The organism is Myroides fluvii, from assembly GCF_009792295.1.
Classification (GTDB): Bacteria; Bacteroidota; Bacteroidia; order Flavobacteriales; family Flavobacteriaceae; genus Flavobacterium; species Flavobacterium fluvii_A.
Window position 1 is genome coordinate 716,318 of the sequence record NZ_CP039934.1, and the last position, 15,886, is coordinate 732,203.

At 36.7% G+C, this 15,886-nt stretch carries 17 protein-coding genes; 5 read left to right on the forward strand and 12 right to left on the reverse strand.

Annotated elements, in window-relative coordinates:
- Positions 1–35: 35 nt before the first annotated feature.
- On the reverse strand, positions 36–1,109 hold the full coding sequence (locus FBR08_RS03395) for a chorismate mutase (RefSeq protein ID WP_158961418.1): 1,074 nt from the start codon (positions 1,107–1,109) through the stop codon (positions 36–38).
- 155 nt (positions 1,110–1,264) lie between these two features.
- On the opposite strand from FBR08_RS03395, the gene FBR08_RS03400 reads away from it, so the two are divergent.
- From FBR08_RS03400 to gldA, 3 genes are read left to right on the forward strand one after another with little or no spacing between them, the layout of a single operon-like run.
- Positions 1,265–2,107, forward strand: coding sequence for a sulfite exporter TauE/SafE family protein (locus FBR08_RS03400; protein WP_158961419.1), 843 nt, complete (start codon positions 1,265–1,267; stop codon positions 2,105–2,107).
- An 11-nt stretch (positions 2,108–2,118) separates the two neighbouring features.
- Complete coding sequence (locus tag FBR08_RS03405) at positions 2,119–2,508, forward strand: DUF1634 domain-containing protein (protein ID WP_158961420.1); 390 nt, start codon at positions 2,119–2,121, stop codon at positions 2,506–2,508.
- Positions 2,509–2,545: 37 nt separating this feature from the next.
- Positions 2,546–3,454: a gliding motility-associated ABC transporter ATP-binding subunit GldA gene (gldA, locus tag FBR08_RS03410; RefSeq protein WP_158961421.1), complete on the forward strand. Its 909-nt coding sequence runs from the start codon at positions 2,546–2,548 to the stop codon at positions 3,452–3,454.
- A 45-nt stretch (positions 3,455–3,499) separates the two neighbouring features.
- On the opposite strand, the gene FBR08_RS03415 is transcribed toward gldA, so the two are convergent.
- The 11 genes from FBR08_RS03415 to FBR08_RS03470 all read right to left on the reverse strand — a co-directional run bounded on the left by FBR08_RS03415 (position 3,500) and on the right by FBR08_RS03470 (position 11,921).
- Positions 3,500–4,114: a deoxynucleoside kinase gene (locus FBR08_RS03415; protein ID WP_158961422.1), complete on the reverse strand. Its 615-nt coding sequence runs from the start codon at positions 4,112–4,114 to the stop codon at positions 3,500–3,502.
- The gene (locus FBR08_RS03420; RefSeq protein ID WP_158961423.1) at positions 4,114–4,908 is read right to left on the reverse strand and encodes a hypothetical protein; all 795 of its coding nucleotides are present in this window, start codon (positions 4,906–4,908) and stop codon (positions 4,114–4,116) included. Before FBR08_RS03420 ends, FBR08_RS03415 begins: the two co-directional genes overlap by 1 nt.
- Positions 4,909–4,910: 2 nt before the next feature.
- Positions 4,911–5,396 (reverse strand): dihydrofolate reductase, encoded by a 486-nt coding sequence (locus tag FBR08_RS03425; RefSeq protein WP_158961424.1) that lies wholly within the window; start codon positions 5,394–5,396, stop codon positions 4,911–4,913.
- 3 nt (positions 5,397–5,399) lie between these two features.
- On the reverse strand, positions 5,400–5,780 hold the full coding sequence (locus tag FBR08_RS03430; RefSeq protein ID WP_158961425.1) for a 2TM domain-containing protein: 381 nt from the start codon (positions 5,778–5,780) through the stop codon (positions 5,400–5,402).
- Between the two features lie 18 nt (positions 5,781–5,798).
- Entirely contained in the window at positions 5,799–6,623 is an 825-nt protein-coding gene (locus FBR08_RS03435; RefSeq protein ID WP_158961426.1) for a thymidylate synthase, read from the reverse strand.
- A gap of 21 nt (positions 6,624–6,644) precedes the next feature.
- Positions 6,645–7,259: a bifunctional nuclease family protein gene (locus FBR08_RS03440; protein WP_158961427.1), complete on the reverse strand. Its 615-nt coding sequence runs from the start codon at positions 7,257–7,259 to the stop codon at positions 6,645–6,647.
- Positions 7,260–7,362: 103 nt separating this feature from the next.
- Positions 7,363–8,331, reverse strand: a complete 969-nt coding sequence (locus FBR08_RS03445; RefSeq protein WP_158961428.1) for an electron transfer flavoprotein subunit alpha/FixB family protein — start codon at positions 8,329–8,331, stop codon at positions 7,363–7,365.
- 32 nt (positions 8,332–8,363) lie between these two features.
- Entirely contained in the window at positions 8,364–9,110 is a 747-nt protein-coding gene (locus tag FBR08_RS03450; protein ID WP_158961429.1) for an electron transfer flavoprotein subunit beta/FixA family protein, read from the reverse strand.
- Positions 9,111–9,372: 262 nt separating this feature from the next.
- Positions 9,373–10,437 (reverse strand): D-alanine--D-alanine ligase family protein, encoded by a 1,065-nt coding sequence (locus tag FBR08_RS03455; protein WP_158961430.1) that lies wholly within the window; start codon positions 10,435–10,437, stop codon positions 9,373–9,375.
- Between the two features lie 140 nt (positions 10,438–10,577).
- Positions 10,578–10,781, reverse strand: coding sequence for a hypothetical protein (locus tag FBR08_RS03465; protein WP_158961431.1), 204 nt, complete (start codon positions 10,779–10,781; stop codon positions 10,578–10,580).
- A gap of 771 nt (positions 10,782–11,552) precedes the next feature.
- Positions 11,553–11,921 (reverse strand): hypothetical protein, encoded by a 369-nt coding sequence (locus FBR08_RS03470; RefSeq protein WP_158961432.1) that lies wholly within the window; start codon positions 11,919–11,921, stop codon positions 11,553–11,555.
- Between the two features lie 339 nt (positions 11,922–12,260).
- Between FBR08_RS03470 and FBR08_RS03475 the strand changes: the two genes are divergently transcribed.
- Positions 12,261–13,238, forward strand: a complete 978-nt coding sequence (locus FBR08_RS03475; protein ID WP_158961433.1) for a pyruvate dehydrogenase complex E1 component subunit beta — start codon at positions 12,261–12,263, stop codon at positions 13,236–13,238.
- An 89-nt stretch (positions 13,239–13,327) separates the two neighbouring features.
- On the forward strand, positions 13,328–15,820 hold the full coding sequence (locus FBR08_RS03480) for a DUF5686 and carboxypeptidase-like regulatory domain-containing protein (protein WP_199268626.1): 2,493 nt from the start codon (positions 13,328–13,330) through the stop codon (positions 15,818–15,820).
- Positions 15,821–15,886: the final 66 nt, after the last annotated feature.

Here is a 15,886-nt window from a genome sequence, read left to right on the forward strand (position 1 = left end):
CTAGTCTATCTCTTCTGTGTGATTCTCTACTATTATTAATCGTCTTTTCTATTAATTACCTGATCCTGACGGTAAATACTTTCTTGATGGATCGCGGTATAAATCGTTCGAATAAATGCATCGGTAAAGCCCAAATGTTCTCCTTCTTTCATCATTTTTTCTACAATGCTATTCCATCGTTCTTGTTGAAAAACAGCTACGTTTCGCTCGCGTTTCAAAGAGCCAATGGCATCCGAAATCATCATTCTCTTTTTCAATAAATCTAATATTTTGCTATCCATATCGTCAATTTGGATGCGATAGGTTTGCAATTTCTGTAAGTATTCCTCCGTATCATCCGTAATATTGCGCAGCTTGAGTGTTTGAACAATGGTTTGCAATTGTTCGGGCGTCACTTGCTGGGCAGCATCACTCCATGCTTTGTCAGGGTTACCATGCGTTTCAATCATCAACCCGTCAAAATTCAAATCCAAAGCCAATTGAGATACAGCTAAAATTCGATCGCGTCGTCCTGTAATATGGGAAGGATCACAAAAAATAGGAATATGCGGCAATTCTGATTTAATGTCTAGCGGAATTTGCCATTCAGGAATATTTCTATATTTTGTTTTCTCATACGTACTAAATCCGCGATGGATCAATCCCAACTTGCTGATATTTGCTTTTTCCAAGCGTTCTAATCCGCCCATCCACAACGATAAATCAGGATTAATTGGATTTTTCAACATGACAATTTTATCCGTTCCTCTCAAGGCATCTGCTATCTCTTGTACAGAAAAAGGATTCACTGCGGTACGAGCACCGATCCACAAGATATCGAAATCGTTTTGCAAACACAATTCGACATGTTCTGCAGTAGCCACTTCTGTTGCTAACAGCAATCCTGTTTCTTCTTTTACCTGTCTCATCCACTCCAAACCAATAGCACCTACTCCCTCAAATCCTCCTGGTTTTGTTCGTGGCTTCCAAATTCCCGCGCGAAATACCTTCACCTCTTTAGGCAAGGCGTGAGCAATTTGCAACAATTGTTCTGGTGTTTCAGCACTACAGGGACCTGCAATAATTGCAGGAGACTGACCTTGAAAAGCAGTTAACCAATCTTTACTCATTTCTTACAATTTCATTTATGCAAATTTACGAGTTATATTCTATAAAATGGGATTTAATCGAAAATGATACAAGGCAAAACCGAGATAACGTCCTTTTTATTCTTTGTTTTTTATAATAATTAATACATTTACTTTTCATCAAAAACTCAACCTTAATGTCATTATTACCTTTTATCTTAATTCTATTTCTAGGAGCCTTTGCAGCTGGTTTTATCGGCTCATTATCGGGACTTGGAGGCGGTATTATTATAATCCCTTTACTTTCTGTTTTCCTCGGTGTTGATATGCACTACGCCATTGGAACAGCACTAGTAGCTGTTATTGCAACCTCTTCAGGCTCTGCATCTGCTTATGTACGCGAAGGAATTACCAATATGCGATTGGGGATGTTCCTGGAAATTGCAACAACCATTGGCGCCGTAGTTGGTGCACTGCTCTCAACCAACGCCCCTACTTCTCTACTCGCCATTATTTTTGGAGCTACCTTAATATTCTCGTCTTTGAATTCCATCCGCAAAAAAGAAGACCACCTCATCCTTCCAGAACAAGGCAGTATACTAGCTAAGAAACTCAAACTAGCAGGTCATTATCCAACAGCCTCTGGCGAGAAAACACACTACAGCATGACTAATATCCTCGGCGGATTTAGCATGATGGGCGTTGCAGGTATGATGTCGGGATTATTGGGCATTGGTTCGGGTGCTTTTAAAGTAATTGCTATGGATACCATTATGAAAGTTCCATTCAAAGTATCAACTACAACTAGTAATTTCATGATGGGCGTAACGGCCATTGCCAGTTCGGTCATCTACATTCAAAAAGGCTATATTGAACCTACCCTTTGTATGCCTGTCATTATTGGAGTACTCCTTGGTTCTATGGTTGGAGCTAAAATATTAATGAAAGCCAATACCAAAAAACTCAAATTGTTCTTTGCTGTTCTAATTTTCATTATTGCATTGAACATGATTTACAACGGAATTACAGGAAAAATTTAAAACGAGAACCAATGAGTACAACTAAATTCACAGATAATCAATTGCAAAGCATCATCGGCAATGTGTTGCGCTATGGCGTCTTAAGTGCGTTAACGGTAACCCTTCTTGGCGGTATCATCTTGCTGGCAAAAGACGCCGAGCAAGTAGTTTCTTTCTCTACGTTTGTTGAAAAGGACCAAAATCTATTTGTTGTTTTTAACACGATCTTCCAAGGTGTCAAGGATTGGAACGGAGCGTCGATTATTTTCTTGGGCATCTTGCTTTTGTTTTTAACTCCTGTGCTGCGCTTACTGCTATCGTTAATTTCTTTTATCTTAGAAAAAGACAGCCTATATGTCGTGATTACCCTAATTGTAATAGCGGTTATCATTCTTAGCGTCTCTTTCGGATTTTCTCATTAATTTACCTACATTTGTTTTTACTAACCTTCCAGTATATATGTCAATTAAAGTAGAAAACATTAGTAAATATTACGGCGAACAACAAGCGTTAAACGCCATCAGTTTTACCGTGCCCAAAGGGCAAATTGTCGGTTTCTTGGGACCAAATGGAGCGGGAAAATCAACGCTGATGAAAATACTAACTACCTTTATTCACAGTGACGAAGGAGTTGCTTATGTCAACGAATACAACGTAGCAACACAAGCAAAGAAAGTACAGCAATCGATTGGTTATTTACCAGAACACAATCCGCTGTATTTGGATATGTATGTCAGAGAGTATTTGCAGTTCAACGCTTCCATCTACAAAACGAAAAAAGAACGCATAGATGAAGTGATTGCCCTGACGGGATTGACACCTGAGGCGCACAAAAAGATTGGTCAGCTATCCAAAGGTTATCGCCAACGTGTAGGAATTGCCACAGCTTTACTACACGATCCAGAGGTATTGATCTTAGATGAACCAACAACGGGACTTGATCCCAATCAATTAGTGGAAATTAGAGAATTAATCAAAGCGGTTGGAAAGGACAAAACAGTATTTCTTTCTACGCACATTATGCAAGAAGTAGAAGCGATTTGCGAACGCGTCATCATCATTAAGAAAGGACATATTGTTGCAGATCAATTCTTACACGAATTACTCGATAACCAAGAAGAACAAATTATTGCCGTTGAATTTGATTTCAAGATAGAAATTGAATTTGTCAATCGAATTCCACATCTAATCAAAGCCAATCACATTCACGATACCCAATGGGAACTTGTTTTCCCTTCGGGACAAGACTATCGCGCTACGGTTTATGACTTTGCGCAACAACAAGGCTTAAAAACGCTTTCTTTACAACCGAAAAATAAAAATTTAGAAAAGCTTTTTCACGAATTTACAACTACAGCAAACGAATAATAGTCATAAAAAAAAGAGCACTTGCTCTTTTTTTTATTTTTACTGCTAAAATAGTCCATTAATTTCGGTGTCTATCTTATGGATAATAGATCCTAAATCCTCCGGTTTATCCACAAAATCCAATTCATCTACATCAATCACCAACAATTTTCCTTTGTCATATCCCTTAATCCAATTTTCATAACGATCATTCAACCCACTCAAATACTCAATAGAGATTGAATTTTCGTATTCTCTTCCTCTTTTGTGAATCTGTCCCACTAAATTAGGTACTGTACTTCTCAAGTAGATCAACAAGTCTGGTGCGGCCACTAAATCTTGCATTAAATCAAAAAGAGTGGAGTAGTTCTTGAAATCTCGATTTGACATTAAACCCATGGCGTGCAAGTTTGGAGCGAAAATATGAGCATCTTCATATATCGTTCGATCTTGAATAATGGTTTTTCCACTTTGTCTAATTTGAAGTACTTGGCGAAAACGACTATTCAAAAAATACACTTGTAAGTTAAATGACCAACGATCCATTTGATGATAGAAATCATCTAAATAGGGATTATCAACCACATCTTCATAATGTGCTTCCCATCCATAATGTTTGGCTAATAAGTCTGTTAGTGTTGTTTTTCCCGCTCCAATATTTCCAGCAATCGCTATATGCATTACGGTAATTTTATTTGATAATTATTTATTTTTTGCTCGGCAAAAATACTCAATTTTTGGGTGTTATAAAAGAAGCCTAAAATGCTTTTTACATCAGTTATAATTTCAAAAACCTTATTCTTCTCCATATCAACATAGTACAATTTATTTTGATGTGAATAAAATACTTGTTTATTATTTACAATTTGAATGTGGTCATAGGCTGAGGGCAATGTATAATTCAACACCTCATTTCCATAGATATCTATTCCTATAATTTGATTCGTTGCAGTAACGCGATACAAATAATTCAAAGTGGACTGATACGTCTTGATTTGGTCCTCTTTAATTGTATAAATGTTTCGCACTTCTAGCGTACTCAAATTATAGCGCAAAACACTTTGATTGGCTTGATTGACAATCCACAGATTTTTCTGTGTACTTGTACCGACATAAGCAGGATCCATAGCTGAGAATCGCCCCGTTAGATCCAGCGTATTCAATAGCGCTAATTCCTTACTCAGTAAAACGATGGAGTTAAAATCGCTATAGAATAATACCGGAAATTGAGCATGGGTCAAGTCAACCATTTTCAGTGTTCCCAACTTGGGCAAACTAAAATGTTCCGCACTGTATTTACTTCGTTTGCGCAATATATTTTCCTCTTGCGTAAAAGTGTTGTCAAAAATATCCTTACTGATAAAGACCTCTTTTTCTTTTAGGATTTCACTATTTAAATACTGCGTTTGCAAAGACTCTTGCGCCACTGTAGCAAGACTACAACAAAGAATCAAAAAAGCGACTAACTTGTTCATATCTACTTTCGGATATACGTTTGAAAAGTAAAAGCATAGGCGTGTCGTTCATCTTGTGGATGATAACTCTCATTTACCAAGTGCCAATCGGACGTTGAGAATTCAGGAAAAAAAGCATCTCCTTCAAAAGAAGCGTGAATTTGAGTTAGTTCTAATTTATCAGCGCAATCCAAAGCTTGATGATAAATTTCACCTCCCCCAATTACAAACACTTCTTCTTCCTTTTGGGTAAGCGTTAAAGCTTCGGCTAAACTATGTACGACCAGACAATTTTCTGGAGCGTTATACTCTTCTTGTCGTGTAATAATCACATGCGTTCGATTGGGCAATGGTTTAGGAAAGGACTCAAACGTTTTACGTCCCATGATGATGTAGTGATGGGAAGTCAGCGTTTTAAAGTGTTTGAAATCATCGGGTAAATGCCAAATGATAGCATTGTCTTTTCCCAATACCCTATTCTCGGCAATTGCTGCTATTAAAGTAATCATGATTTACTGTTTTGAATCGTCGTGATTTAAATCGCGTTTTACGTCAACTAAAGGAAAATCCTTTTCTACTTTTGCTCGTAACTGTTTGATTTTTTCTTGTTGAATGGCAATTAATCGTTCAATTTCTCGTTCTTGCCAAGCAGGTCCCATAAAGCGATTAATTACGAGTACATTAATCACGTGAAACAGGAGTACTAAAGCCCAAGCTCCTACGGCATACGTCCACCATACTCCAACCACTTGCGGATCTTTTACCCACATATTTATGGCGTATAGTACGATTGATCCCAAGAGAAAAACAACAAAGTGAAACAACAACATTTTGCGCTGTTTGATTCGATTCTTTGCGTATTCATACTGTTTAATTGCTTCCGTTTTTTCCATCGTATTTTTGGATTAGAATTATACAGATACTTTACCTTTTATCGCAGGATGCGATACATAGTCTTCTAATGTAAAATCCTCATAAGTAAAGCTAAAAATATCTTTTACCGCTGGGTTAATTTTCATTTTTGGCAATGCATAAGGCGCTCTACTCAACTGTAAATTTACCTGTTCAATATGATTATTATAGATGTGTACATCTCCAAATGTATGAACAAAATCACCCACTTGTAGGTCACATACTTGAGCGACCATCATCGTCAATAAAGCATATGAAGCGATGTTAAAAGGTACCCCTAAAAAAACATCCGCACTGCGTTGATACAGTTGACAAGACAACTTCCCTTCTGCTACATAAAATTGAAAAAAGGAATGACATGGAGGTAACGCAGCTTTATTATTCGCTACGTTTTCAGCAAAAGAAACACTCGTATCCGGTAGTACGCTGGGGTTCCATGCAGAAACCATAATACGTCTACTGTCTGGGTTGTTCTTTAGTGTATCGATTACTTCTTTGATTTGATCAATGCCTTCTCCGTTCCAATTGCGCCATTGATAGCCATATACGGGTCCTAAATCTCCATTTTCGTCTGCCCATTCATCCCAAATGCGAACACCGTTTTCTTTTAAATAAGCAATATTTGTTTCCCCTTTTAAAAACCAAAGTAGTTCGTGAATAATCGATTTTAAATGCACTTTTTTAGTCGTTACCAACGGGAAACCTTCAGCTAAATCAAAGCGCATTTGATGACCAAAAATACTCTTTGTACCCGTACCCGTGCGGTCTCCTTTTTGCACGCCCTGATTTAAAACCTCTTGTACTAAATTTAAATATTGTTTCATTCTTTATCCCTCCTTTGTTAATTATGATCGCTTACTAATTTCATCTCTAATTCTCGCTGCTGTTTCATAATCTTCATTACCAATAGCCTCGTTCAATAATCGCTGTAAATCTTGTAATCCGTATTTAGTATACCCTTTGCCTTCGATATCTAATTCTAAAAATTGTTCCACTTGACTGGCAATATCGTCATCGGCTTGATCTTCCTCTTCAATTTCAGGACTGCCATTTAGGATAATCCCTGCTTTATTCATGATGTCCGGATAGGTATAAATCGGTGCAAAGAAGCGAATTGCCAAAGCAATAGCATCCGATGTACGCGCATCCATAACTTCTTCAACGCCATTTTTTTCCCAAACTAAACTCGAAAAAAACACACCATCCACTAATTTGTGAACAATGACATGTTTGAGTTGAATATCAAATGTATCAGCAAAACTTTTAAATAAATCGTGTGTTAAAGGTCTTGGAGGTCGAATTTCTTCTTCGATGGCAATGGCAATGGCCTGTGCTTCAAAAGCTCCAATAACAATAGGTAATTTTCGGTCGCCATGCTCTTCATCTAAGATTAAGGCATAAGCACCATTTTGAGAATGGCTATATGAAATTCCTTTAACTGTCAGCTTAATCAAACTCATAATTTTCTTTATAAAAACAAAAAAACAGTAACTAAATCAAAGATAAACAATCTTTAGATTTTAGTTACTGTCTTGGTAAATTATCTAAATCAAAAAATGCTGATTATGCGTTTTTCGCTTTGAACTCTTTTAATTTTTCAACCAATTGCGGTAATACTTGGAACGCATCTCCTACGATTCCATAGTCTGCTACTTTAAAGAAAGGAGCTTCTGGATCTGTGTTAATTACCACTTTTACTTTTGAAGAGTTAACTCCAGCAATGTGTTGAATTGCTCCTGAAATACCAACTGCAATGTAAAGATTTGCTGCTACTGGTTTTCCTGTTTGTCCAACGTGCTCTTCGTGTGATCTCCATCCCACATCAGATACTGGTTTAGAACAAGCTAAAGCAGCACCTAATACCTCTGCTAAATCTTCTAACATACCCCAGTTTTCAGGTCCTTTCATTCCGCGTCCACCTGATACCACAACATCAGCATCCGCGATTGTTACTTTTCCTGATACTTTTTCTACTCCTTCAACTTTTAAGCTGAAATCCGCATCGTTTAGGCTTGGAGCAAAATCTTCTGCTGTTGCAGCACCTGAAGCTTCTACCAATCCAAATGAATTTTTCCCTAAAGCGATTACTTTTACATCAGAAGAAATTTCAGTAAAGTTGAATGCTTTATTTGAGAATCCTGTTCTTTTTACTACAAATGGAGCAGTACTTTCAGGTAAAGCGATTACGTTAGAAGCAAAACCTGCATTCAATCCAATTGCAACTGCAGGAGCAGCATACAAACTGTCTGTTGAAGAAGATAAAACCACCAATTTAGCCCCTTCTTTTTGAGCCGCTTGCTTGATTACATCTGCATATGCTTTTGCGTTGAACGTATTTAATTTATCGCTAGATACTTTTAATACTTTGTCCACACCATATTTTCCTAATTCGCTAACATCAGAAGCGTTCACTGTTACAGCTGTAACGGTTGTTCCCAATGAGTCTGCTACTTTTTTTGCATAAGAAGCTAATTCTAATGCTACTTTTTTAAATTTTCCTTCTGCTGATTCAGCATATATTAAAACTGACATACTTTTTCTGTTTAAGGTTAAAAATTACGAGATTAGATCACTTTTGCTTCGTTGTGTAACAAGTTGATTAACTCATCTAAGTTATCCGGAGCAATCATTTTACACGCTGATTTTGCAGCTGGTTTTTCGAATTTTACTGCTTTTGTTGCAACATCCGCTCCCACTGGTTCAAGAACCGTTAAAGCTTTTGTTCTAGCAGCCATAATTCCACGCATATTTGGAATACGCAAATCTTTCTCGTCAACTAATCCTTTTTGTCCTCCAATAACAACAGGTAATTTTCCAGAAATTGTTTCTTTACCCCCGTCAATTTGGCGAATTGCTTTTACAGCCGTTCCATCCACTTCGATTCCTTCACAAGAATTGATGAAGTCATACCCTAAGATAGCAGCTAACATACCAGGAACCATTCCACCATTGTAATCCAATGATTCTTTTCCTGCCAATACCAAATCATATCCTCCGTTTTTCACCACTTCAGCTAATTGCTTTGCAACGAACAAACCATCTGTAGGCACAGCGTTTACGCGGATTGCTTCATCAGCACCAATAGCCAATGCTTTACGCAAGGTTGGCTCTGTATCAGCTCCTCCAACATTCACTACTGTTACTGTAGCTCCTTGTTTTTCTTTAAACCAAATGGCACGTGTTAATGCATATTCATCGTTAGCATTGATCACAAATTGCACTCCATTTGTATCAAATTCAGCATCACCGTTTGTGAAATTGATTTTTGATGTAGTATCAGGCACGTGGCTGATGCAAACTAATATCTTCATTATTATTATAGTTTTTTGTTTTACAATATTACTTGTGAACGAAAATAAGAATTAATTTTCAATATTTTACTATGCAAGCATACTATTTTAGTTTGAATTAACCAAATAAAATGTACTAAATCACACAATAATCCCGTATCTTTTATCAAATTTCGTACTTCAAATATCCATTTTGCGAAACAAAAGACAAAATCTTAAAAAATTTATAATTTAATTAGGGCTAAATAATATTGAAACAAAGGAAAGGACTTAAGCAAGAGATTTAATTCCTTTCCTTTGTTTCAAGCGCTAATGCAATCAATCGACTTACTACTTTTTGAATGGATAATCCTGCATATTCGAAAAGCTTAGGATACATACTGTATGCCGTAAAACCAGGCAAAGTGTTTATTTCATTAACAACAAAATTTCCATTCGCTTTCAAAAAAAAATCAACCCGCGCAAAGCCTTCACAACAAGTAGCTCGATAGGCATGGATAGCACAAACTCTAATTTTATTAGAAATTTCAACGGGAATTTCTGCAGGAATACACAGAGTAGCCCTTGAAGTATTCCAATACTTTACATCATAGGAATAAAAACCTGTTGTTGTCGTTATTTCTCCCAGAACTGAAGAAATAGGAAATTCATTGCCAAGAACGCTACATTCAATTTCTTTTCCTTCAACTGCTTCCTCTAACAAAATCTTTTTATCAAATTGAAAAGCGAGAGCTATTGCCGTCTTAAAGTCCGCTTTCTTATCTACTTTACTCACTCCAAAAGAAGATCCAGCATTACAAGGCTTAACAAAAAAAGGATTCCCTAGTTCATTCACAACTTCTTCAAAAGAAACGGTTTCTTTATTCGCTTTATTCAAACAAATAAACCGAGTAATAGGAATTCCGTTATCTCTTAAAACGCGTTTTGTTATTTCTTTATCCATACAAATTGAGGATCCCAAAACACCTGAGCCTACGAAAGGGATGCCAAGAAAATTAAAAAATCCCTGTAAGCATCCATCCTCTCCAAAAATTCCATGTATAATAGGAAAAACAACAGAAAAACTAGCTAAAAGCTCATGTGTCTGACTATCAAAAAACACCCCACCTCCTTGATTTTCTTGCATATATACTTCCCGTGCATGCTCAAAATAATCATCTATTGCTAAATCAATGTGTTCCTTTACATAATCAACATTATAATACCATGCACCTTTTCTGTCGTTACCTAAGAGAATAACATCAAACTGTGATTGATCCAAGGCATTACAAATAGTTGTAGCTGAATGCAAGGAGACTTGGTGTTCTGGTGATTTTCCACCGAAAGCAATCGCTATTTTTTGTTTCATAATATTTTTTATTAAAAAAGACAAGACTTTATCATTAGGTTTAGTAAATGCAGCATAAACTATCATATTAGCGTGAGTTCCAGAAATAGGACGTAAATCGACAAAATCACAACGAAACATGTCCTTGACTACATCTATACCTATTTGCTCAATTTCATCATAATACTTGTTATTCGGGCATTGGTCGACTGCACGACCACCTCATACTGCAGATTTTGTTCTGTACGCACTTCGCGTTTACTGTTTTTCTGTTGACTATAGCCAACTACACCCATAGTAACGACTAAAACACTTAACAGTACCAATTGCATTTTTTCAACATAATTTCCACCTTTTAAATTCATTTACAAATCTTACCCTCGCAAGATTTTTCTAAATACTTCAACATCAAAAAAAAATCCATTTTGCTGTTATACACGAAATATATCAGCAATAAGCTGTCAATATTTGATGAATAAAAACCCATCCCCTCCTTCACCTAAATCCAACAAAAAAAGGCTGTCTAAAAAGCTTAAAACACAAAACCCCAGCTAAAAAAGCGGGGTTTCTTCATTGTTTGTCTTCAAAAACAATTATCTGCAAGTATTTTATGTAGCTTTCCGATAATAGTTTACCTAATCATCGTATGACTAATTATTTTCGATCAAAGCTTTTGAAAGGTCAGATTTATGAGCTTTTTGCAGCTATTTTGATTTTTTTATTTTCACTATACCTATATAACACTCTGTAGTTGTTGAGATTCTTCTTATGGGCCATTACATCTTCATTATGAGTCTGTTTTATCTTGTTTTATGCTTGTTCGGTAAAAGGCCCTAAACCAAGCAAACTCAAAGCAAACCCAAAAGGAACTATAAACTTTCTTTTTTTTCGGATAAACATAAGGGGGGAAGGGTAATTCGCCCTATAACACGAAAATTTGTTTCAAAAGACAATCGCACGCCTAAAAAACAACTCCATAAAACAGTCTAAAGCTAAATTGCGTTTTACATGCGTTAAATCTCAATTGAAATCAGAAAAGCTGATTTTATCAAAAAGCAAGAGGGTGACCTTTTGGGACACCCTCTATTCTTATTTCGTTTTTTAAAATTACAGTTTCTTTGTCAAGTATTTTGTACTTACAGTGAAATACTCGCAACTAAAATGTTTCCATTTGCTTTAGATGTTTCCACTACTTTTCCGTTTTTCACGACTTCCAAAGTTAAGACACCTGTTTTATCCTCTTGGTTTAATGTTCCTCCAGTAACTGAAACAGCGACAACTTTTTTCCCTGAGAACGACTTAGACCATTCTTTTTTCCCTAAATCTGCAATTGTTTCGGTAGTGCCACCTTCTACAACAACAATAGTGTTTAATACAGCGTTATCCGATGTTTTAGCCACAATTTCATAACTTGATTCGCTTGAAGAATTATCGTCACTACTACATGAATAAACTCCCATGGAAACCATCGCACATACAAGTGCAATTTTAACCTTTTTCATCATACTTTTTAGTTTTTATTATTGTTTACAAATGCAAATAAAACAAGGATTCTCAAGCTGTACAACATTTTTTTTTGAATCGGCAAAACTTCATCACCTTGCGTATTTTTTCCACAATTCCACCCCTAAATCCATCCTTTCTTTATGACAAAATACGATCCGTTTTCAGCATTTCTTCCTCGCTCCATGGTGCTTCCTCGACAAGGTCTTGTTAGCGCTCCCTAAACTTAGTTTAGCAGACGACCCGTTAAAAAAAACAAAACAGAAACTTAGATAAGGGAGGTACGAATATTTTTTCATACTTTTGCTCCTATTGAATAATTTTACGGAAAACAAGAACTTATGAGAACGATTCAATTTAGAGAGGCCGTATGTGAAGCTATGAGCGAAGAAATGCGCCACGATGAAACCATATATTTAATTGGGGAAGAAGTAGCAGAGTATAATGGTGCATATAAAGCTTCAAAAGGTATGTTGGACGAATTCGGTCCTAAACGCGTAATTGACGCTCCTATTGCAGAACTTGGTTTTGCTGGGATTGCCGTTGGTTCTGCCATGAATGGAAACCGTCCAATTGTTGAATTTATGACATTCAACTTCTCTTTAGTAGGAATCGACCAAATAATAAACAACGCAGCTAAAATGCGTCAAATGTCAGGTGGTCAATTCAACATTCCCATTGTATTTCGCGGGCCAACTGCTTCCGCTGGACAATTAGGTGCAACGCACTCTCAAGCTTTTGAAAATTGGTATGCAAACGTACCAGGATTAAAAGTGGTAGTCCCTTCTAATCCATACGATGCAAAAGGATTATTAAAAGCGGCTATTCGCGATAATGACCCTGTTATTTTCATGGAATCAGAGCAAATGTATGGAGATAAAGGTGAAGTGCCTGATGGAGAATATACGATTCCTTTAGGTGTTGCTGATATTAAAAAAGCAGGAAAAGATGTTACCATTGTTTCTTTTGGTAAAATCATCAAAGAAGCGCTGAAAGCAGCTGAAGAATTAGAGAAAGAAGGCATTTCTTGTGAAGTAATTGACTTGCGAACAGTACGTCCATTAGATCAAGAAGCTATTTTAACTTCTGTAAAGAAAACGAATCGCTTAGTTATCTTGGAAGAAGCTTGGCCATTTGGAAGTATTTCTTCAGAAATCACTTATTTGGTTCAGGAACAAGCATTTGACCATTTAGATGCTCCAATTCAAAGAATTACAACTGCAGATACACCTGCACCTTATTCACCTGTTTTACTTGAACAATGGTTGCCTAATGCAAACGACGTAATCAAGGCAGTGAAAAAAGTACTATACAGATAAACTTTTTTAAGTAAAAAAATATTGTATATTTGAATTACTCCATCTTATTTTTAATAGGATGGAGTTTTTTGTTTACTCCCAAATTGACTATGAGAAAAAAGATATTATTTTACCTAGTTTTCCTTTTATTAGCTAGCATTCAAGGCATTGCTCAAACAAAAGTAAGTGGTAGAATCAAAGACGCGAACCAAGTAGATGTATCTTATGCCAGTGTATATTTCAAAAATTCTACACAAGGTGTGATTGCCAATGAGCTTGGAAAGTTCTATCTGGAAACTGAAAATAACTACGATACATTAGTGGTGTCTTTCGTTGGATACAAAACAACCTACATCCCTTTAAAAAGCCGTACCAACCTCGATTTAAGCATTGCGCTACAAGAGGACAATATGCTCGAAGAAGTTCGTATTTATGCGGGTAAAACATCCAAAAAAAACAACCCTGCTCTTGATATTTTGAGAAAAATATGGGAGCGCAAACGCAAAAATGGCTTGCACATGTTCAGCCAATATGAGTTTGACAAGTACGAGAAGATTGAATTTGATTTAAACACCATTGACAGTGCTTACCGCAAGAAAAAGATTTTCAAGGGGATGGAATTCATTTTTGACCAAGTGGACACCAATCGCATTACAGGAAAAACGTACCTTCCAATTTTTCTCAATGAGAATATTGGTCAAGTATTTGGAGATAATATCGACAATAAAAAAATAGAAAAAACACTGGGAAACAAGAACTCAGGTTTTGATACCAATCAACATATTATTGAGTTTGTGAAAGATTTATATGCAGAATATAACATCTACAACAACTACATCAAGATTTTCGACAAAGATTTTGTCAGCCCCCTATCGCGAACAGGGATTAATGTCTACAACTATGTTCTAGCCGACAGTGCATTTATCGACCATAAATGGTGCTATAATATTGTGTACTACCCTAGACGAAAAGGAGAACTGACCTTCAAAGGGGATTTTTGGGTGAACGACTCCACCTTTGCTATTAAAAAAATCAACATGGAAGCCAGTCGTGATGCCAACATCAACTGGGTAAAAGAAATTTACATTGAGCAAGAATTTGACGTGCTTAATGACTCCGTCTTTTTACTGACCCGAGATCACTTCATGTCCGATTTTGCCCTTTCAAAAAAAGAAGATTCTAAGGGTATTTACGGCAAGCGAACAACTGTATACCAAAACCACCAATTCAACGTCAAACATCCAGATGAGTTTTACAAAAAGGATGTCAACGAATATGACGAATCGATTTATACGCGCTCAGATGAATTCTGGCAAACGTACCGTTTTGAGCCTCTGAGCAAAGATGAATTTGGCATTTACAAAATGTTAGACACCTTGAAAACCGTACCGAAATTCAGATTTCTATTCGACTTAACCTCTACTATTGCAAGCAATTACTACAATATCCCCAAATACAAGTTCGACTATGGTCCTATCTTTTCCACTTTTGGCTACAACGATATTGAAGGATTGCGCATGCGTGCTGGAGGAAGAACGTATTTTGGTCCAAATGACAAATGGCGTTTAGAAGGCTATGGTGCCTATGGTTTCAAAGACAATAAATTTAAATATGGAATCAGCGGAAAAGTGCTGCTCCACAGCCCCTCTCGCTTTATTCTTTTTGGAGGAAACCGCCGAGATGTAGAACAAATTGGCGTTAGTCTTACGGAGACTAACGATGTATTAGGACGCAGTTTTGCCTCTAGTTCCCTCTTTGCCAGTGGAGACAACTCTAAACTAACAGATATCAATTTATCAACCATAGGCTTAGAGATTGAACCCGCTAAGAACTTTTGCTTGCTCACTACATTCAGCTATCGCACGCTAAAACCTGCGTCTGATCTGTTTAACTTAGACTATTATGTAGATAAAGAACGAACGATTACTTCTAATGAGACCAAGCAGTCAGAAATAGAAATGGCTATTGATTATACCCCTGGAAAAAGAACGATTGGCTATGGTGTTGATCGCAAAGAAATCGACCAGAAATACTTCAAACTATACCTGCGCTATAGTCACGGCTTCAAGGGCGCACTTGACAGTAATTTCCAATATGACAAAGTACAATTCTATGCGAGAAAACCCGTTTTATTAGGAGGTTTTGGGACCTTTACCACCACAGTTGAAGCAGGTAAAACCTTTGGTGAAGTACCCTTGGGGTTACTGAGTGTTGTACCTGGAAACCAATCGTGGTTTAACATTGAAAACACCTTTGCCAACTTAAACTACTACGAATTTGTAACCAATGAATATGCCTCTATTCACCTAGAACACAATTTTGGAGGGCGTTTGCTTTCGAGAATTCCGTGGTTTAGAGATTTAAATTTGAGAGAAATCGTGGGTATTCGTGGAATATACGGGAAAATATCTCAAGAGAATATCGATTTGAACGCTTCTCAATTAGTTTACAAAGCTCCCGAAGATTTTTATTACGAATATTATGTGGGTGTGGGAAATATTTTTAAAATTTTCCGACTTGACTTAAGCTGGCGAGGAAATTATTTAGATATGCCTGATGCTAGAAAGTTCGCGATTCGAGGGTCATTCGGAATTTATTTCTAATATTCTAGATAAAACTTGGTAAAACGCACGAATTGAAGTATTTTTGCACCCATTATTAAGTTTTTT